Consider the following 19925-nt stretch of genomic DNA (forward strand, 5'->3'; position numbering starts at 1 on the left):
GTCAGCCCAGGTCCAGCGCAGCGACGACGGCGGCCGGGTCGACCGGGATCGGCGTCACGTCGGGCATTGTCTTGAGCGCGGTGTCGGGATCCTTGAGACCGTTGCCGGTCACGGTGCAGACGACGGTCGAACCCGGCTTGACCCAGCCGTCCTCGATCGACTTGAGCAGACCGGCGATGCTGGCCGCCGATGCCGGTTCCACGAACACACCCTCGGCCTTGGCGACCAGACGATAGGCCGCCAGGATCTCGTCGTCGGTGGCGGCCAGGAAACGGCCGTCGGACTGCTGCTGAGCCTCGACGGCGGTGTTCCAGGAGGCCGGTGACCCGATCCGGATGGCGGTGGCGATGGTCTCCGGATTGGAGACCGGTTGGCCGGACACCAGCGGGGCCGCGCCGGCGGCCTGGGTGCCGAGCATGCGCGGCAGCCGGTCCGACAGTCCGTCGCGGTGGTATTCGCGGTAGCCACGCCAGTAGGCGGTGATGTTGCCGGCGTTGCCGACCGGCAGCGAGTGCACGTCCGGTGCGGTGCCCAGCGCGTCGACGATCTCGAACGCCGCGGTCTTCTGCCCTTCGATGCGCACCGGGTTGACCGAGTTGACCAGCCCGATGGTCGGGTAGTCGGCGGTCAGCTTGCGGGCCAGCTCCAGGCAGTCGTCGAAGTTGCCTTCGACCTGAATGATCTTGGCGCCGTGCATGACCGCCTGGGCGAGCTTGCCCATCGCGATCTTGCCCTGCGGGATCAGCACTGCGCAGGTCATTCCCGCCACGGCGGCGTACGCCGCAGCCGAGGCGGAGGTGTTACCGGTGGAGGCGCACAGCACGGCCTGCTGGCCGCGGGCCAGCGCATCGGTGACGGCCATGGTCATACCGCGGTCTTTGAAGGACCCGGTCGGGTTCAGACCCTCGACCTTGAGATGCACCGTGCAGCCGGTCTGCTCGGACAGTCGCTTGGCGTGGATCAGCGGAGTCCCGCCCTCCAGCAGGGTGATCGGGGTCCAGTGGTCCTCGATCGGCAGCCGGTCCCGGTAGGCGGCGATCAGGCCGGGCCACGGGCGGTGAACCGCACTCTTCCCCGTCGCTTCGCTCGCCCCTGAGTTGCTCATGCGGTTGCACCTTCCATCCGGAGCACGCTGTTGATCTTCTGCACGACATCGAGTTCGGCCAAGGCCTTGACTGTGTCCGACAGCGCGGCGTCGGTGGCCTGGTGGGTCACCACGACGATCCGGGCGCCGCAGGGCTCGCCCTCGTGATCGGTCATACCCTCCTGCCGCACCTCGGCGATACTCACCTCGTGCCGGCTGAATTCCGCTGCGACAGCGGACAGTACGCCCGGCTGATCCTTGACGTTCATGTTGACGTAGTAGCGGGTCGGGATCGCCCCGATGGATGCGATGGGCAGCTTGGCGTACTTGGACTCGCGCGGGCCGCGGCCGCCCTGGACCCGGTTGCGGGCGGCCATCACGAGATCGCCCATCACCGCCGACGCGGTCGGGGCGCCACCGGCACCCTGGCCGTAGAACATCAGCCGGCCGGCGGCCTCGGCCTCGACGACGACCGCGTTGAAGGCGCCGTTGACGGTGGCCAGCGGATGATCGAGCGGGACCAGCGCCGGGTACACCCGGGCCGAAACCCGCTGCTTGCCTTTGCCACTGGTGAGTCGTTCGCAGATGGCCAGCAGCTTGATGTTGCAGCCCAGCGCCTTGGCCGAGGCGAAATCCTCGGCACTGACCTCGGTGATGCCCTCGCGGTAGACGTCGTCGGCGGTGACCCGGGTGTGGAAGGCGATGGAGGCCAGGATCGCGGCCTTGGCGGCGGCGTCGTAGCCCTCGACATCGGCGGTCGGGTCGGCCTCGGCGTAACCCAACGCGGTCGCGTCGGCCAGTGCGTCTTCGTAGGTGGCACCGGAGTCGTTCATCGCCGACAGGATGTAGTTGGTGGTGCCGTTGACGATGCCGGCCACGCGCAGCACCGAGTCACCGGCCAGCGACTGGGTCAGCGGGCGGATCACCGGGATGGCGCCGGCGACGGCGGCCTCGAAATACAGGTCGGCGCGCGCCTTTTCGGCAGCCTGGGCCAGCTCGCCGGTGGACTGCGCCATCAGGGCCTTGTTCGCGGTCACCACAGACTTGCCCTTCTCCAGGGCGGCCATGATGGCCTTGCGGGCCGGTTCGACCGGTCCCATCAGCTCGACGACGATGTCGACGTCATCGCGTGAGACGAGCTTGTCGATGTCATCGGTGAGCAGGTCGACCGCGACGCCCCGGTCCTTGGCGACTCGGCGCACACCGACACCGCGCAACTGCAGCGGTGCTCCGATTCGGGCCTCGAGGTCGGCCGCGCTCTCCTCGATGATGCGCACCACCTCGGTGCCGACATTGCCCAGTCCGAGAACGGCTACACCGATCGGCTTTTCACTCATTTACTTACCTCCAAGCTCAGAAGATCCTCGACGGTTTCCCGGCGCAGGATCAGCCGCGCGTTTCCGTCCTTCACTGCGACCACGGCGGGGCGTGCCAGCAGGTTGTACCGACTCGACATCGAGTAGCAGTAGGCGCCGGTGGCGGCGACCGCCAGCAGGTCACCCGGAGCCAAGTCCTCGGAGACCCAGGTGTCGCGGACGATGATGTCCCCGCTCTCGCAGTGCTTTCCGACGATGCGGGCCAGTACCGGGCCGGCGTCGCTGAGCCGGGACACCAGCCGGGCATCGTACTCGGCGTTGTACAGGGCGGGCCGGATGTTGTCGCTCATGCCACCGTCGACGCTGACGTAACGGCGGTGCTTGTCGGCGGAGACCGCGACATCCTTGACGGTGCCGACCTCGTAGAGGGTGATGGTGCCGGGCCCGGCGATGGCGCGGCCCGGTTCGACCACCAGCGTCGGGGTCGGCAGTCCGACCGCGGCCGACTCCTTCTCGACGATGACCTTGAGCTTGTCGGCCAGGTCCTTCATCGGCGGAGGATTGTCATGAGGCAGGTACGAGATGCCCAGGCCCCCACCGAGATCGAGGATGTTCATCTGGGTGGTCTTCTCGACGCCGAACTCGGTGACGACATCGCGCAGCAGCCCGAGCAACCGGCGGGCGGCGATCTCGAAGCCGGACACATCGAAGATCTGCGAACCGACATGGCAATGCAGCCCGACCAGACGCAGGTTGTCGGTGGCGAAGACCCGGCGCACCGCCTCCAGCGCGGCCCCACTGGCCAGCGAGAGCCCGAACTTCTGGTCCTCGTGTGCGGTGGAGATGAACTCGTGGGTGTGCGCCTCGACACCGGGTGTGACACGAACCAGGACGTCCTGCACGACACCGGCGGCGCCGGCGACTGCCTCCAGGCGTTCGATCTCGATCTCGGAGTCCACCACGATGTGCCCGACGCCGGCTTCAACCGCGGTGGTCAGTTCGCCGACCGATTTGTTGTTGCCGTGCACGGTGATTCGTTCAGCCGGAAAGTCGGCGTGCAGCGCGATCGCGAGTTCGCCGCCGGTGGCCACGTCCAGCGACAGACCCTCCTGGTGCACCCAGCGAGCGATCTCGCTACACAGGAACGCCTTGGATGCGTAGTGCACCTGCTCGCCGCCGCCGAAGGCCTGCGCGATCTCGCGGCAGCGGCCGCGGAAGTCGTCCTCGTCGATGACGAACAACGGAGTGCCGAACCTGACCGCCAGGTCTGCGACGGAAATGCCGGCCACCGACACCATGCCATCGGCGTCGCGGGTCAGGTTCTGCGGCCACACATTCGGGGCGAGCAGCATGATCTCGTCGGCGTTCTGCGGCTTGGGCGGCACGCCACTGCCAGGTTGCGCGCTCACATCCGCTCCGGGGCGCTGACGCCGAGGATGGCCAACCCGTTGGCGATGGTCTGGCGGGTGGCCGCGCACAGCGCCAGGCGCGCGGCGTTCAGGTCACGGGCCGCCTCGTCGCCCTGCGGCAGCACCCGGCAGGAGTCGTAGAACCGGTGGTAGTCACCGGCCAGGTCTTCCAGGTAGCGGCACACCCGGTGCGGTTCCCGCAGTGAGGCAGCGGTTTTCAGGACCCGACCGAACTCCCCCAGGTTGCGCATCAGGGTGGCTTCCCGCTCGTGGGTGAGCAGATCCAGGTGGGTGGCGTCGGCGGTGAGGCCCAGTTCGCCGGCGCTGCGCGCCAACGCTGACAGCCGGGCGTGCGCGTATTGCACGTAGTAAACCGGGTTTTCGTTGGACGCGCTGGCCCACAGCCCGAGGTCGATATCGATAGGGCTGTTCACCGAGGACCGGATCAGGACGTACCGGGCGGCGTCCACGCCGATGGCGTCGACCAGGTCGTCGAGGGTGATGACGGTGCCGGCACGCTTGCTCATCCGGACCGGCTGCCCGTCGCGGACCAGATTGACCATCTGCCCGATCAGCACCTCGACGGTGTTCGGGTCGTCGCCGAGTGCGGCGGCGGCGGCCTTGAGCCGGGCGATGTAGCCGTGGTGGTCGGCTCCGAGCATGTAGATACACAGGTTGAAGCCGCGCTCCCGCTTGTCCAGGTAGTAGGCGAGGTCACCGGCGATATAGGCCGGGTTGCCGTCGCTCTTGATGACCACGCGGTCCTTGTCGTCACCGAATTCGGTGGTGCGCAGCCAGGTTGCGCCGTCCTTCTCGTAGATGGCGCCGTTGTCGCGCAGCCTCTGGATCGCCTGGTCCACCCTGCCCGAGGTGTGCATCGAGTCTTCGTGGGTGTAGACGTCGAAATCGGTGCCGAATTCGTGCAGGGACTTCTTGATGTGGGTGAACATCAGGTCCACGCCGATCTCGCGGAACGTCTCCTGCTGCGCCTCGGCGGGCAGGCTCATCGCATCGGGCGCCTTGGCGAGCACCGCGGCGGCGATGTCGTTGATATAGCTGCCGGCGTAGCCGTCCTCGGGAGCGGGCTCGCCCTTGGCTGCGGCGACCAGCGAGCGGGCGAACCGGTCGATCTGCGCGCCGTGGTCGTTGAAGTAGTACTCCCGGGTGACCGCGGCACCCTGGGTGCTCAGCAGTCGTCCCAGCGCGTCTCCGACGGCGGCCCAGCGGGTGCCGCCGATATGGATGGGTCCGGTCGGGTTCGCCGAGACGAACTCGAGGTTGATGACCTGATCGGCCAGATCGGTCGAGTTGCCGTAGGCGGCGCCGGCGGTCAGCACGTTGGTGACGACGACACCCTGGGCGGAGGCCTCGATGCGCAGGTTGACGAAGCCGGGGCCGGCGATCTCGGCGGCGGCGATACCGTCGGCATCGGCCAGCGCGGTGGCCAGCCAGCCGGCCAGTTCGCGTGGGTTGACCCCGACCTTCTTGCCGAGTTGCAGCGCGATGTTGGTGGCGTAATCGCCGTGCTCAGGGTTGCGCGGCCGCTCGACGGTGATGGTTTCGGGCAGCGCGCTGGTGTCGAGGCTGTGCTCGGCCAGCACCGCGGCGGCGGTGGCCTTGAGCAGGGCAGCCAGATCGGCAGGTGTCACGGGTGTCCATCCTATGGTCTGGCATGGTCGGGACCCGAATCCATTCCGATTCTCGGGTCGGTCGGCGGATGCGCTAGTCTGACCAAGCCCTTATGGCGCTGAGTACCACAGCGCCCCCGTAGCTCAGGGGATAGAGCGTCCGCCTCCGGAGCGGAAGGCCGCAGGTTCGAATCCTGCCGGGGGCACTCACATCACTCCAGCTCAAGAGCTGTTTTTACATTCTAGCTTCGGTCGTGTGACCTATGCCTACCGTCGTCATCATGGGGCCGATGATTGCACCGAAGCACTCCGGGTGTCGCTGAGCAAGGGAGTGTCGTACGCGCGTGATTCACTCACGCCATGCGTTCGGGGAGTAGACACTCGCACCTATGGCGGATCCGTACCGCGCTGTATGTGCCAAAGGCGAGCGAATCGGGTCCGGACGGGCGCATGCCGGAAACAATTGTGTTCCAGAGTAGGTTGCCGGCTCAGCTCAAGGTGTATGGCGACATTAAAGTAGCCATCCGAAAGCCGTCATTGGAGATTCCCCACCCTGCTCTGGGACCGAATCCTCGGATCGAGCACATCGAGCTGGTTGCTGACGTTCCCGCGGATGGTGACGATCACATGGCTGTCGACAGGTTCGCCCCGGTGTTTGTTGCGGCCGTTGACCTGTTGTCTTTCCAAATGGCGACGACAATTTATTCGGGCCAGATGGAAATCTTCGATGTCACTCCGCCGATAAAGGTCGGCGAAGAGAGGCCGCATTTCATGTGGTCATCGCCTCCATTTGACCGCCAGCGTTTCATCGAGATGTTAGCGATTCGGGGTAATCTTCTGGGCGCGCTGCCCGAGTCTGTCGACCTGAAGGATTCGAAAACGGCAGCGGTGCTGAGGTGGTTTGTAAAGTCGCTATCAACCGATGTTCTGGTGGACCAGTTCATGTTCCTCTGGATCGCACTGGAGATCCTTTTTGATGCATCTGCGATTCGAGTTGAAGAGCCGTATCGCGGTAGATGCCAGCACCTCATCGCGCATTGTCCCGAGTGCGGTGAGAAAACCACGAGAATGGTCAGAGGTTCGTCGCTGAAGGCTTTCCTACAGGCGCATGAAGGTATCACCGAGGAACACGCGACTGGTCTCTGGAGAATCCGCCAGTTGATGCACGGTCATATACCTTTTGATTCGAAGAAACTTGAGAACCTGCCGGCGCTGATGAACCCGCTCCGCTCGGTCGTCGCAGCGCAGCTCAAAGACAAACTTGGCATGTCTCAGACCGAACCACCGTTCTTCGCATTGTCTGGCTCGTGGGTTTTGCCAGCAATGGGAACCGCTGGGACCGGCGTCGTTGAGGACATTGATGTCCAACCGTTGGTGTAATCCGACACAAGGCACTAGGCGCGGGCGCGGCATTGTCTTTCGCGCAACCGCGCCGATCTCGCCCCCGCGACGCCATCGACAGTAGATCCGCTGCGGTCGATCGGCCGGTTATCCGCAAGAGATTCACGTTCAGCGAACCGCCACCTACCCAGAAACAGCAACAGGGCGCGGACTCGCGTGAGCTGATCCTCGATGCCACCGAGAAGCTGATGGCCACTCAGGGTTACGCGGCCACCTCCATCAGTCACATCCGCCGCGACACCGGCCTGCCGGCCAGTTCCATCTACTGGCACTTCGGATCCAAGGAGGGCGTCCTGGCTGCCGTCATGGAGCGCGGCTCCCAGCGCTACTTCGCGCAGATCCCCCGGGACAGCCCCGATATCGAAACCCAGCGCGCCGCAGCCGCGAAGCTCATGGTGGCCAACCCCGACTTCTTCCGGCTGACCTACATGTTGTCGCTGGAACGCAGCGACGATCCCGCAGTGGCCGCCGCGATCCGACGGGTCCGCGACACCGCCATCGACGGCTTCGGCGTCGTAATCCGCCGGATGCTGCCCGACGACGTGGCACCGCGTACCGCCGATCGCGTCGTGGCCGAACTGTCCGCCGTCGCCACCGCGATGTCGGACGACATCTTCGTCGCCGACCACCTCGAACCCGACACCACCGATGTCGACCGCATGTACCGCCGGCTGGCCCAAGCCATCGCCGCCTTGATCCCAATCCTGTTGGAGGAGAGATGAACACCCGATCGGTCATCATCACCGGCGTCAATGCCGGACTCGGCCTGGAATGTGCCCGTGCCATCCTCGCCACCGATTGGTGCGCGTGATCAACGTCGAGAACCCGCACAACCCGTACCTGGAGCCGGGACAGATCATGGTGGGCTACACGCCCACCGACATCGCGTTCAGCCCCGACGGCAAGTATGCCTACGTGCTCAACGGAATCGATGACGGCTACAACCGGATCATCCTCGGCGTGAACCCGTACGGACCGGGACGGCGGATGGGTGTCACCATCATTCGCACCAGCGATCGGGCGGTCATCAAGACGGTGGCGGTCGATGACAGCGGAGACGCGTCGAGGTTCGCGTTGAGCCCGGACGGCAGCACGCTCTATGTGGCCGGGTACGGCCAGGCGAACACCCGGTTGATCAGTGTCATCGATATCCCGGAGGATCCCGAGAGCGCGATGCTGCGCACCGGGACCCGGCTGGACAACGATGTCGACTACGGGTTCGACGTGGTGATCGAAGCCTTGGTGTTCAGCGCCGACAATTCGGTTGTGTACGGGCTCAGCGGAAGACAGCTGTACGCCATCGACGCGGCAACCTGCACCATCATCAGTTCGGTGGAGTTGCCCGTCGCGGTGCAGCCGTCAGATATCCGGGTGATCGGAAATCAGCCGGTGCTGTCCACCACCACCAACGGTGACGTGGTGGAAGTGGACATCATCACGCTCTGATCAGAACCGCACCCGGTAACTCTGCGGCCAATCCTTACCGCTGAGCAGGTATTCCGAGCCGCCGATGTGGGCGATACCGCTGACCACCTGACGACTGGTGTTGCGTTCGGGGGAATTCCACAGCGAGGACACATCGGCAACCAGGTTCACCGTGCCGGTGCCGGGATCGATCCGCACGAAGCTGTCGTTGGGCCAGGCCGCGGCCCACACCTGCCCGTCGACACATTCGAGTTCGTTGAGCCCACGGGCAGGCTGACCGTCGCGGGTCACGTTGACGGTGCCGATCTGAGTGAAATTCGTGTCGTAGAAGCGCAGCCGGTCGGTACCGTCGCTGACGATGAACCGTCCACCGTCGAAACACAGGCCCCAGCCCTGCCCCTCCAGCGGTAGCTCCCGGATCGGGGTGAGGGACGCCTTGTCCCACTCGATGACGACACCATCCTTGTAGGTCAGCTGCCAAATGCGGTCGCCGACGACGGTGATGCCCTCGGCCCAGTAGTTGTTCGGCAGCGGTACCGCACGGATCACCCCACCGGTGGCCGGGTCGACCTGGCGCAGCTCGGATTTACCCACCTCACCGGTCGCCTCGTACAACGCCGGACCGTCGAACTCCAGCCCTTCGCTGTAGGCGCCGGGGTCGTGCGGAATGACACCGACGATGGTGGGTTCGATGATCGGCACCGGTTCGGCGTGCGCCGACGGGGCGATCATCACCCCGCCGATGAACATGGATGCGACCACAGCCCCGAGACGCCTCATGGTTCCGTTCTACCTGGCATCGTCGCCGATGCACAGTTACGCGCCGTCAGGCCGGTGTCAGCGTCGAGCCACTGACCGACTGGTTGCGCATGACCAGCCAGTGCAGGGCCGCGCCGAGAATGGCCCCGAGGATCCAGGAGAACCCGGCCAGCGAATGCAGCACAGGCACCCAGACCGCAGCGACCGCGAACACCGCGGCAACGGCAAATGCCCACAGCGCCCGGACATTCCAGCCCTTGGTGAAGTAGTAGATGCCACCCTGATTCAGGGTATACAGATCCTGGATCTCCAGCTTCTGCTTCCGGATCAGGAAGTAGTCGGCGATCATCACGCCGTACAGCGGGGCCAGCACCGCGCCGAGCGTGTCGACGAACTTCGGCAGGCCGGCATTGCCGATCACCGATACCCACAAGGCACCGATGACAAAACCGGCCGCCGCGGTGATGAACCCGGCGATCTTGAAATTCAGCTTGTCCGGCTTGAGATTGACGATGTCATAAACCGGCGGGATGAAATTGGCCACCAGGTTGATACCTACGGTCGCCACGAAGAACGTGATGGCCGCGATGATGCTCAGCCACACGTTGCCGGTCTGGCCCACGATATCGGCGGGGTTGGTCAGCGGGTCGCCCTGCCCGTCCTGGTAGACGATGTAAGCCCCGGCCGTGATGAACAGCGACAGAAACGTGAAGAACGCCAGGCTCACCGGCAGGCCCAGCAAGTTGCCGAGTTTCATCTCCTTCTCGCTGCGGGTGAAGCGGGCGAAGTCACCGAAGTTGATGATGACCGCGGCGAAGTACGCGATCATGGTGCCGACCACACCGACGAACGCACTGACCGCCGCGATACCGGACTTCTCCCCGGCGAACAGATCGCCCACCGCGCCCAGCAGACCCGACCCGGCCTGCCACCAGATCGCCACCAGCAGCGCGATCATCACGACGTAGACGGCCGGCCCGGCAAAGTTGAGGAACTTCACGATGCCGTCGAGACCGCGGACGAACAGCCAGATCTGGAAACCGGCGACCACGGTGTAGGACACCCAGTCGACCCAGGTCATGCCCAGGAACTTGCCCTCCGGCGCCGATCCGAGGATCGCATTGATGGCCAGTGCGACGGCCGTCGAGGCGAAATACGTTTGGGCTCCGTACCAGAAGATCGCCACGATGCCGCGGATGGTGGCGGGGAACATACCGCCGCGTACCCCCATCGAGGCGCGGGCGATCACCGGGTAGGGCACCCCGTACTTGACGCTGGGCTGACCGGACCAGTTGACGAACACCATGACCAGCGCACCGGCCAGGATGATTGCGGCGATGACGAACCATCCGTTGATCCCGGCGGTGATGAACAGGCTGGCCGCCAGGGTGTAACCGGCGAGGCTCTGTACATCGTTGGTCCAGACGTTGAAGATCTCGAACCAGCCCCATTTACGTTGTGACGGCGGGGTGGGCGCGAGTTCTTCGTTGTGCAGGCTGCCGTGACCGTCGGTGATCACAAAATCCTGATCGACGATCACCGCTGCCGGAGACGAGGCGACGATTCCGGTTTCCGGAGTGTGCGGTTCGGTCATGAGGGGACCCTTCCGATCTGGGACTGGCCCTAAAATAGGCAGCCGCTGTTTCGGGGAGGTGAGCCGGGCGTTGCGGCAGGGTCACCGGCGAAACATGCATCCGGTCACACGGCGTTGATCGCCGTGTTCTCCGCGATCACCTGGGCCACCACTGCCACCACCGGCTTTGGCGTCCAGTCCGCACGGAACAGGCCCATGGTCGCCTGATCGGGATAGTCGTGCGGATAGTCGGCGATGGTGTGGATGAAGGCCGGTCCGGCGAATTCGAGTGTGCGCCAGGCACGCAGGAAGTCGCCGACATAGGCGGCCTGGGTCGCCTCGCCGCCCTCGGAGGCGGGCTGGCCGTATTCGGTGGCCCAGATCTTCTTGTGCCCGTCCCCGTTGGCCACCATCACCGCGTACAGCTGCTGCGCCTGGGTGAACGGCACCCCGGCGTGGCCCTGTTGCACCGAGAACGGCACCGAGTACAGGTATGGATGGAAGGCCAACGCGTCGAAGTAGCCCGCCGCGCCCGCGGCATACATCTGCGACAAGTAGGTCACCGGGTTGACGCCGGGACCGCCCGGCCCTTCGGCCACCGCCGCCACCGACCCGCCGATCACCGTCGCGTCCGGGTCCGCGTTCTTGATGGCGGTGTAGGCGATCCTGAGCAGAGCGGTATAGGTGGCCGCGTCCGGGGTCGGCGCCCAGAACCCGTTGTAGTTGGGCTCATTCCAGATCTCGTAATCGGCGATCCTGCCCTGATACCCGGAGGCGACCGCGGATACGAACTCGCCGAAGGCCACCACATCGGCCGGGGCGCCGGCGTAGGGCGGCTGCCCCGGGACGGCGGCCCAGTCCGGTGTCGAATTGATGGTGGCGAGCACCTTGATCCCGTGGGCCTTGGCGCTGTCGACCATCCGGTCCACCGCACCCCAGTCGTAGCTGTCGTTCTGCGGTTCGGCACCGGCCCACGGCAGCATGATCCGGATGGTGTCGACCCCGGCGTCCTTGAGCAGGCCGAGCGCCTTGTCCGTATCCGCCTGGGAGTAGAAGTACATCTGCTGGGTGTTGACGGCCACGGTGGTGGCGCGTTGGTCGATCGCCGCCGGTGCGGGCGGCGCGATGGCGACTGCGACTGTCGCGGTGGTGGTGCCACCGAAGTTGTCGGCGACGGTGACCGTGAAGGTATCGGTGTCCTCGTCGTCGGTGATCAGTGCCCGGTACCGCGCTTCCACGGTCGGCGTGTAGGTGAAAGCGCCTGTGCGACTCAGCGTCACGACACCGTGCGCCGGGCCGGTCTTCAGCGTATAGGTCAGGGTGTCCCCGTCGGCATCGTCGGCGTGCACGGTTCCGGTGACGGTACCGATCGCGGCCGAGGAATCCTGTTGGGTGTCATGGCCGTTGGTCGGGGCGCTGTTGGTGAGTGGGTTGGGTGCGATGGCGAGTTTGACCGACGCCGTGGTGGTGCCGCCGAAGCCGTCGCGCACCGTGATGGAGACGGTCTCGGACTTGGTGGCCGCGCTGGCACCCTTCTTCGAGGCGGCTGCCCGGGCGGCGGCCGTCGGAGTGTAGCTGAAGGTGCCGTCGGCGTTGATGGTGATGGTGCCCTTGGTGGTCTTGCCCGCGGTGTAGCTGACCGGGTCGCCGTTGCCGTCGGTGGCCGTGAACACGCCGTCGATGAGCCCGGAGCGCGAGTTCGGGATGCCCGTCACGGGAGTGGCCCAGACCGGTTTGACGTTGGCGGCGCCGATCCGGACGTTGACGGTCACCGGCACGACACCGCCGAACCCGTCGTCCACGGTGACGGTGAACGAGTCCATCCGGGCGGCATAGGAGGCGCCGGGCGCCAGTGCTGCGGCGCGGGCGTCCGGTGTCGGGGTGTAGGTGAAGGCCCCGTTCGACGCGAGGGTGACGGTACCCCTGGCAGGGAGAGCAGAGACGGCAACGGTGCGTTTGTCACCGTCCCCGTCGGCGGTTTTGATGGCTCCCTTCACCACACCCGCCGATCCGCTGGGATTACCCACCGCGGTGGTGACCGTCGGCACCTTGTTGGCCGGGGCGATGGTCACCGTGATCGTCTGGGCCAGTGTGCCGTTGCGGCCATCGGAGACCAACACCGTGAAGGTGTCGGTCGCCGCGGCGGCACCGGCCTTCGCGGCGGCATGCCGGGCGGCGGCGGTGGGCGTGTAGACGTAGGTGCCGTCGGCGTTGAGCGTCAGCTTGCCCTTGGTCGGTTTGACGGTCAGAACATGGGTCAGCGGGTCGCCGTCGAAGTCGACGACACCGACCTTCCCGGTCAGTGCGCCGGTCGCAGGATTGCTGACCTGATACACGGGATCGTTGGAGAACGGTGCGATGTTCGGCGGTACCAGCGAGATGACCCGGACGGTGCCGGACACGGGATCGGTGACCAGCAGCTGGGTGCCGTCCGGACTCACCGTGAGGGCGGGATGGGCTGTGGTGGTGCCGATTCCGGCGACACCCAGGATGGCGCCGTCGGCGGTGCCGAGCGCCGCGACCATGCCCGATCCGGTGGTGACGAGCACCGCGCTGCCGTCATTGGTGATCGCCAAGCCTGAGAGCGGTTGACCGATCGGCACGACGCCGGCGATCTTGGTCACCGTGTCGTAGACGGTGAGATTGCCTGCGGCATCGGTGACATAGGCACGCTGCAGCGCCTGACTGAATACCAGACCTGTTGGCGCCGAGCCGGTATCGGCAAGGCGGGTGGCGACGCTCGCCGATGAACCGAACATCGCGAGCTCGCCGCCGGAGCCGTTGGCCCCGGCGACGAAGATCCGTTTGCCGTCGGCGCTGACGGTGAGCTCGGTCGGTGTCATCCCGGCCGACAGCCGGACGGTGCCGGCGGTTTTGTTGTTCCACGTGCTGATCTTGGTGACGGTTCCCGCGGCGCCGTTGGCGACGTAGACGGTGCTGCCGCTCGGGTTGATGGTGATGGCGGTCGGGTTGGCGATGGTGAGCGTGCCCTTCAGCACTCCCGTCTTGGCGTCGATGACGGTGACCTTGTTGCCGGTGGAACTCGACACGTACAGCCGGGTGCCGTCGCGTTTGGCGGTAATGCCATCGGGGTTGACCAGCCCGGCCTGGTAGGTGGTCAGCAGGGTGTTCTTGACCGTGTCGTACACCGCGACCGTGCCGGTCGCCCGGTCGGTGACATAGGCGCGGGTGCCGACGACGGTGAGCGCGGACGGATCGTCGGCGATCAGGTTGCCGGCGAAGAAGAACGGGGACGGGCTGACCGGGATGTGGGTCGGTACGTCGACGGCGGTCACGCCGTCGGTCACCCGGAGCGTGATGGTGACCGTGTCCTCGGGGGTCGCCGACGCCGAGGCGGCGAACCGTTGTGCGGTGGTCGGGGTGTAGGTGATGACGGCGGACTTGGCGTTGTAGGCGAAGGTCCCGGGGATCGCATTGCCGGTCACGGTGACGGCGACTTTCTTGCCCTCGGGGTCGGTGGCGAGGAGCTTGCCGACGACGGTGCCGGTGGTGGCATCGGGTCGGCCCCACACCACGGTTGCCGTCGGGGGTTGATTCGCGGCGGCGACGGTCGCAGCCCGGACCTGCGACCCGTCCGGTTCGGGCAGTCCGAGCTGACGGCGCGCCGCGGCGACCAGCGCCCAGGCCAGCGGGGACTGCGCCGACCAATCGTCGAGCACCCCGAGCAGCGAAGTCAGCAGGGGCCGTACCGCGGCGGCGAACAACGCTCCGACGGCCTGGATCGGGTTGGCGACGACGGGTTTCGCCGATGCCGCCGGGATGTCGATCACCGGCTGCTGAGTGGGCGCCACCGCAGCAACCGGGGTGTCGGGCGGCGCGATCGCTTCGTCGATCCGGGCGGAGGTGTAGGTCGCGGCCGGCGGGGCCTCGTGGCGGAGTGCATCGGGCCCGGCGGTGCGGACGGTGCGGGCCTTGCGCTTGCGGGTGGGCGCGGGCTCGTTCTCGGGGCCGAGCTCGCCGTCGTCGGGTGCGGCGGCAGTGTCGGGTGCCGACTCGTCGTCTTCGGTGTCCACCGGGTCGGTCGGTGCAACGGTGTCGGACTCGTCGGCGTCTGCCGGCTCGGAGCCGACGGTATCGGTCGCGGTTTCGGTGTCGGTATCGGTGTCGCGCGTGCTCTCGCTCGATGTGGCTGTGGTGTCCTCGGGAGCCGCCGACACCACCCCGGCCGGGGCGGCCACCGCCGACCCGATCCCGAGCGCGACCGCCAGTGCTCCGATACGTCCGACGTATCTGCCGTACCGCAGGTGCATGTTCACTCCCACTCGCCGGCCGACTTTGCCGAACTTTGCAATCGCTGCGCAGTGTAGGCCGCGGGAGCGGGCCCCGTTGTCACCTTTGTCAATTTGCTGAGACCTCGCAGGCAACCTGCGCGACCTGGCCGAACCCGCTTCCGCGCGGCTATGCTCAGGCCACTTCCCGGACATGCGGAACGAGGTCGCTGTGGGCATACGTCGACGTACCGTCAGCCTGGTTGCCGTGCTCGCCGTGATCGGGGCTTCGGCGGCTCCGTCGGCCACCGCCGAACCCGACCTGTCCAGCCGTCTGGACCAGGCGATCACCGCCCTGGTCGACGAGATGGGTGTGCCGGGTGCACTGGTGTCGGTGGTGGTGCCGGGCACCGTCGACTACCAGTCCGCCGTCGGTGTCGCGGACACTGCCACGGGCGAGCCGCTGACGTTGCAGCACCACACCCGGATCGGGAGTGTCACCAAGACCTTCACCGGGACCGCGGTGCTGCAACTGGTCGATCGAGGCCGGCTCCGGCTGACCGATCCGATCAGCAAATACGTCGCCGGAGTACCGAATGGCGATGAGATCACCCTGGACATGCTGGGCCGGATGCGCAGCGGCCTCTACAACTACAGCGATGACGAGGAATGGGTCGCCGATCTGATGGCCCAGGCCCCGGCGGGACCGGACGCATTCGCCTATACCCCAGCGCAATTGCTCGCGGTGGCCTTCGCCCATCCGCCCAACTTCGCACCCGGGGCCGACTATGAGTACAGCAACACCAACACGGTACTGCTGGCGCTGGCGGTCGAGAAGGTGAGCGGACTGCCGTTCGGGGAGTACTTGCGGCAGAACATCTTTGCCCCCGTCGGACTGAACCAGACGTCCTACCCACCCAACGGTGCGCTGCCCACCCCGTTCGCACACGGCTATGTCGAACCGCCGACCGGCGGGATACTGGATGCGACGTTCTGGAATCCGTCCTGGGCCGACGCGGCCGGCAAGATCGTCTCCACCACGGCTGATCTGAGATCGTGGGCCAAGGCACTGGGGACGGGCACACTGCTGCAGCCCGCCACCGCGGCCCAGCGGTTGGCCGATCCGAGCCCGGCCGCCCCCGGTGTCGGCTACAGCTTCGCGATCTTCGACACCCACGGGTGGCTGGGCCACAACGGCGACATCCCCGGCTATACGACGGTGCTCGTCTACCTGCCGGTGCGCGATGCGACGCTGACCGTCTCGGTGAACTCCGACATTCCCGAGAACCACGCCGCCGGGCAGATCGCGAGGGCGATCACCGCGATCGTGACACCGGACCATCCCTACGATCTCGCAGCGTCCTGACAGCTTTCCCCGGTTGTCTGGGGACTGGTCTCCGGTTTGCTGTGAGGTCGTTGGGAACGACTCCTCCGACCCGCCACGGAGCGGATTTCCGCCGTAGCGTCTTCGCCATCAGTCCCCCCGGACTGCATGATGAAGGGACACCGAACATGTACGGCACCACCAAGATCACGGCCCTGGGCCTGGGGTCGATCGCCGCCGCCGCGGCGTTGATGAGCCTCGGCAGTGCCGTCGCGAGCGCCGACGTCACCGAGGTCGCCCCCTCCCCCGCGGTCACCAGCCGCCAGGCGCTGCTGATCGACGAGAACGCACTGCGGTCAGCCGATTACGGCGAGGCCCGAGGACAGGGCGAGACCCGCCTCGCCGATGCCGGTGAGATCAGCGCCCAGGGCGAGGTCCGCGATACCACCAAGGCCGTCGTCGGATCCCGCGCCGCCCCGTTCAACCTGGAGAGCAACGGATCGTTCGTCTTCGATCCGCCGATCTCGGACTGGTGATCCGCCGGCGGGCCGCCGGATCACGGCGGGCTGCCGCCCATCGGAGTCCACTTCGCGACACGTCCGGTTAACCTTTTGGCAATTCATGCCGAACTAACTCACATATGTCCGACCCCTGGTGCAGAATCTAAGTCTGCACCTCAACTGGTGCGTTCACACGATCTCCGGGGGTCTTTGGGGTGGGTTCTGTCCTTTCGCGCCGTAGTTGCCTGCACGTCAGCAACAACGGCGATCTTCCTTCTGCAACAACGTACGCCAAGTACGTCGGCCGCGTCGGGGCGCTGGCCCTCGCGCTCGGGGTGTTCGGCGCCGTAGCGAGCAACGGCGGCGTCGCCTGGGCCGACACCACGGGCGGCACGACATCAACCTCGTCGAGCAGCGAGTCGACCGGTGGTGACACCACCGGGACCGGCACCGGCACAGGCACTTCGGGCGCCGGTACGGGTAGCGGAACGGTCAATACCCTCGGCACCGATGACGAGGACGATCTCGAATCCGAGCCCGAGGACGAGGACGAGCCCGAGCCCGAGCCCGAGCCCGAGCCCGAGCCCGAGCCCGAGGACGATACCGGCGAGGGCGAGGGGACCGAAACCGGTTCCGGGGGCGGCACACCCACCGAACCCACGACACCCGCAGAGCCCACGGAACCGGTCATGCCGACCGAACCCGAGTCCCCTGTCGACACCCTGCCCGAGTCGGCCGGTCCCACCGACCACGCCGAGGACACCACCACTGCGCTGACGGTCACCCAACCTGAGGCCGGCGGGCCGGACACCACCGGCCCGAACACCATGGCCGCGATGGTCACCCCGCTGCACGCCGCCGGCGCCGCCGCGCCGAATTCACTGGCGGACTGGGGCAAGGCGATCGGCACGGCGCTGCATCTGCCGACCCCAAATCAGGTGTTCGTGGGCACTCAGCGGGCCGTCATCACCTGCGCCTGCACCCTGATCAACGGCGCCCTGGGCTTCCTGAACAATCTGATGAACCCGGCCACCGCCACCGGCACCGCTCCGGCCAACCCTCTGCAGAACACTATTTTGTGGACGGTGCTCGGCTGGGCGCGCCGGCAGGTCGACTACGCCGTGGCCGCATTCAACCGCTCACTGTTGGGTCAGTGGGTCAACCAGGTCACCACAAATGCGACGCAGTGGGTCGCCGATATCGGCAATTCGCCGTGGGGACGCAACATCTCGGCTCAGGTGGGCGCATTCCTCGCCGAATGCCAGGAGCGGGTCGGCCTGCCCGACGAGTTCGACCGCACCACGCTGATCTCCGGGTTGCAGGAGCCGACGGATTTCGAGCTGATCACCCACGACGGTGACGACAGCCATGTGCATCAGATCCTGATCACCGAGAAGGGCGGTGCGATCAAGCTCTACGACACGCACACCCGCACCTTGACCACACTGACCAACCTCTCGGTGGTGACCGCGAACGGCGAGCGCGGCCTGATCGGCATCGAGGTCGACCCGAACTTCTGGGACAGCACCGCCGAGGGCTATCAGACCATCTACGTCGCCTACACCAACGCCCAGAACTACGATCAGCTGTCCAGTTTCAAATTGGTCGGCACGGTTTTGTCCGACGAGCAGACACTGGTGGAATCCACCTTGCTCGCCAACGATTTCCACCACGGCGGCGAGCTCGAATTCGACCCGACCGGCCAGTACCTCTACTGGGCCGTCGGCAACAACACCCGACCGAGCGAGAACTCGCAGGACCTGACCAACATCCACGGCAAGATCCTGCGCATCAACCGCGACGGGTCCGGTGTCGTCGACAACCCGTTCTACGAGGTCGGCGGCGACCCGAACACCAACCGCATCTACGCCCTGGGGCTGCGCAACCCGTTCCGGTTCGCCGTCGACCCGGAGAACGGCGCCGTGCTCGTCGGAGATGTCGGCGAGGCCGACTGGGAAGAGCTCAACCTGATCAAGCCCGGCGCCAACTACGGCTGGCCGTTGACCGAGGGCGCCGAACCCGGAAGTGGTTTCGCCGATCCGCTGTACGCCTACCCGCATGCCGAGGGCGCCGGGAACGGGTCCATCACCGCGGTCATGGTCTACGACGACGGCAACCCGGTGGCCGGCCAGAAGAAGGTGTGGATCGCGGACTACTCACTGGGCTGGATCCGGGAGCTGACCTTCGACGACGAGTACACCAGTCTGATCAGTGAGCGCACCCTCGATACCAGTGCCGGTTCGGCGGTCAAGCTGACCCAGGGTCCGGGTGGTGAGATCTACCAGCTGACGATCTATCCGGGCACCCTGTCGATCATCACGCCGTCCGGCGGCAACCGGACTCCGGTCGCGGTGATCGGTGCGTCGGCAACTTCGGGGGTTGGCAGCAGTCTCACAGTCAACTTTGACGCCGGCGGCTCCACCGACCCGGACAACGACACCCTCACCTACTCGTGGGACTTCGGTAACGGCCAGTCCTCGACCGATGTCGATCCGACCGCCACCTTCACCAACACGGGTTCCTACACGGCCTACACCGTCACCCTGACGGTCACCGACGAGGGCGGCAAGCAGAGTGTCGCCACCCAGCAGATCGTGGTCGGCAGCACCCCGCCGGTCGCCGATTTCGACGTGCCGGCCGGCGAGGACTACAAGTACAACGCCGGGGACACCGTGTCGTTCAGCGCCATCGGCACCGATCCGCAGGACGGCGATCTGGCGGACAGCGCGTTCTCCTGGAAGGTGGTCTTCCACCACGCCGATCACACCCACCCGTTCATCAACGAGGTCACCGGGCCCGACCTGAGCTTCGACATCCCGGTCGACTTCCACCAGCTGTCGAACACCTGGTACAACGTGGTGCTCACGGTGACCGACAGCAGCGGCCTGAAAACCGTGGTGGAGAAGGAGATTCACCCGAACCTGGTGACACTGACCTTCGGCTCGAATGTCCCGGGCGGTCGGTACACCCTCGACGGCATCCCGCACACCGGTACCTACACCGAGCAGGCCGTGGTCGGCGTGGAGCGGACACTGGGCGCGATCTCACCGCAGACCATCAATGGGCAGCAGTACGTGTTCGGCACCTGGGACCACGGCGGCGGCGCCACCCAGACGATCACCGCACCGGGCACAGACGGCAGCTTCACGGTCAACTACGTGCTGTCCCCCGCGGTGCTGCCCGTCTGATCCTGGGTGCGTTGGGATGCCGGCCGACGTCGGCCGGCATCCCGGCGCGCATTTGCCAAACTTTCCGGCGCCGATCCAGTCAGACACAG

Annotated in this window: 13 protein-coding genes and 1 tRNA gene; 7 read left to right on the plus strand and 7 right to left on the minus strand. The window is 66.2% G+C overall.

The window, feature by feature from the left end:
* Position 1: 1 nt before the first annotated feature.
* The 4 genes from thrC to argS are packed head-to-tail and all read right to left on the minus strand — an operon-like array spanning position 2 to position 5458.
* On the minus strand, positions 2-1105 hold the full coding sequence (gene thrC / locus ACLBYA_RS00310; protein WP_447707365.1) for a threonine synthase: 1104 nt from the start codon (positions 1103-1105) through the stop codon (positions 2-4).
* Positions 1102-2421 carry a homoserine dehydrogenase gene (locus ACLBYA_RS00315; RefSeq protein ID WP_447707366.1) on the minus strand — a complete coding sequence of 440 codons (1320 nt, stop codon included), beginning with the start codon at positions 2419-2421 and terminating at the stop codon, positions 1102-1104. Before ACLBYA_RS00315 ends, thrC begins: the two co-directional genes overlap by 4 nt.
* A complete protein-coding gene (gene lysA, locus ACLBYA_RS00320) occupies positions 2418-3752 on the minus strand; it encodes a diaminopimelate decarboxylase (RefSeq protein WP_447707753.1) in 1335 nt (444 codons plus the stop codon). Before lysA ends, ACLBYA_RS00315 begins: the two co-directional genes overlap by 4 nt.
* 53 nt (positions 3753-3805) lie before the next feature.
* A complete protein-coding gene (gene argS / locus ACLBYA_RS00325; RefSeq protein ID WP_447707367.1) occupies positions 3806-5458 on the minus strand; it encodes an arginine--tRNA ligase in 1653 nt (550 codons plus the stop codon).
* A gap of 112 nt (positions 5459-5570) precedes the next feature.
* Between argS and ACLBYA_RS00330 the strand changes: the two genes are divergently transcribed.
* The 4 genes from ACLBYA_RS00330 (at position 5571) to ACLBYA_RS00345 (ending at position 8284) form a co-directional block, all read left to right on the plus strand.
* A tRNA-Arg gene (locus ACLBYA_RS00330) sits at positions 5571-5643 on the plus strand.
* Between the two features lie 244 nt (positions 5644-5887).
* A complete protein-coding gene (locus tag ACLBYA_RS00335) occupies positions 5888-6817 on the plus strand; it encodes a hypothetical protein (protein WP_447707368.1) in 930 nt (309 codons plus the stop codon).
* Between the two features lie 110 nt (positions 6818-6927).
* On the plus strand, positions 6928-7560 hold the full coding sequence (locus ACLBYA_RS00340) for a TetR/AcrR family transcriptional regulator (protein WP_447707754.1): 633 nt from the start codon (positions 6928-6930) through the stop codon (positions 7558-7560).
* A 79-nt stretch (positions 7561-7639) separates the two neighbouring features.
* Complete coding sequence (locus tag ACLBYA_RS00345) at positions 7640-8284, plus strand: YncE family protein (protein WP_447707369.1); 645 nt, start codon at positions 7640-7642, stop codon at positions 8282-8284.
* On the opposite strand, the gene ACLBYA_RS00350 is transcribed toward ACLBYA_RS00345, so the two are convergent.
* The 3 genes from ACLBYA_RS00350 to ACLBYA_RS00360 form a co-directional block, all read right to left on the minus strand.
* The gene (locus ACLBYA_RS00350) at positions 8285-9043 is read right to left on the minus strand and encodes a glutaminyl-peptide cyclotransferase (protein WP_447707370.1); all 759 of its coding nucleotides are present in this window, start codon (positions 9041-9043) and stop codon (positions 8285-8287) included. It abuts the gene before it with no gap.
* Positions 9044-9089: 46 nt separating this feature from the next.
* Positions 9090-10616: an NCS1 family nucleobase:cation symporter-1 gene (locus ACLBYA_RS00355; RefSeq protein WP_447707371.1), complete on the minus strand. Its 1527-nt coding sequence runs from the start codon at positions 10614-10616 to the stop codon at positions 9090-9092.
* A gap of 104 nt (positions 10617-10720) precedes the next feature.
* Positions 10721-14866 (minus strand): Ig-like domain-containing protein, encoded by a 4146-nt coding sequence (locus ACLBYA_RS00360; RefSeq protein WP_447707372.1) that lies wholly within the window; start codon positions 14864-14866, stop codon positions 10721-10723.
* Between the two features lie 190 nt (positions 14867-15056).
* Here ACLBYA_RS00360 and ACLBYA_RS00365 point away from each other — a divergent pair, with 190 nt between their 5' ends.
* The 3 genes from ACLBYA_RS00365 to ACLBYA_RS00375 all read left to right on the plus strand — a co-directional run bounded on the left by ACLBYA_RS00365 (position 15057) and on the right by ACLBYA_RS00375 (position 19836).
* Positions 15057-16190, plus strand: a complete 1134-nt coding sequence (locus tag ACLBYA_RS00365) for a serine hydrolase domain-containing protein (RefSeq protein WP_447707373.1) — start codon at positions 15057-15059, stop codon at positions 16188-16190.
* A 146-nt stretch (positions 16191-16336) separates the two neighbouring features.
* Positions 16337-16684 carry a hypothetical protein gene (locus ACLBYA_RS00370; RefSeq protein WP_447707374.1) on the plus strand — a complete coding sequence of 116 codons (348 nt, stop codon included), beginning with the start codon at positions 16337-16339 and terminating at the stop codon, positions 16682-16684.
* A 179-nt stretch (positions 16685-16863) separates the two neighbouring features.
* The gene (locus ACLBYA_RS00375) at positions 16864-19836 is read left to right on the plus strand and encodes a PQQ-dependent sugar dehydrogenase (RefSeq protein ID WP_447707375.1); all 2973 of its coding nucleotides are present in this window, start codon (positions 16864-16866) and stop codon (positions 19834-19836) included.
* The last annotated feature ends 89 nt before the right edge of the window (positions 19837-19925 follow it).

Source organism: Mycobacterium sp. C31M, from assembly GCF_053345865.1.

What these genes read in the sequence shown, in the direction of transcription:
- thrC (WP_447707365.1), bottom strand. Translation starts at nt 1,105, where the DNA reads ATGAGCAACTCAGGGGCGAGCGAAGCGACGGGGAAGAGTGCGGTTCAC.
- ACLBYA_RS00315 (WP_447707366.1), bottom strand. Translation starts at nt 2,421, where the DNA reads ATGAGTGAAAAGCCGATCGGTGTAGCCGTTCTCGGACTGGGCAATGTC.
- lysA (WP_447707753.1), bottom strand. Translation starts at nt 3,752, where the DNA reads ATGCTGCTCGCCCCGAATGTGTGGCCGCAGAACCTGACCCGCGACGCC.
- ACLBYA_RS00335 (WP_447707368.1), top strand. Translation starts at nt 5,888, where the DNA reads ATGCCGGAAACAATTGTGTTCCAGAGTAGGTTGCCGGCTCAGCTCAAG.
- ACLBYA_RS00350 (WP_447707370.1), bottom strand. Translation starts at nt 9,043, where the DNA reads ATGAGGCGTCTCGGGGCTGTGGTCGCATCCATGTTCATCGGCGGGGTG.
- ACLBYA_RS00355 (WP_447707371.1), bottom strand. Translation starts at nt 10,616, where the DNA reads ATGACCGAACCGCACACTCCGGAAACCGGAATCGTCGCCTCGTCTCCG.
- ACLBYA_RS00360 (WP_447707372.1), bottom strand. Translation starts at nt 14,866, where the DNA reads ATGCACCTGCGGTACGGCAGATACGTCGGACGTATCGGAGCACTGGCG.
- ACLBYA_RS00370 (WP_447707374.1), top strand. Translation starts at nt 16,337, where the DNA reads ATGTACGGCACCACCAAGATCACGGCCCTGGGCCTGGGGTCGATCGCC.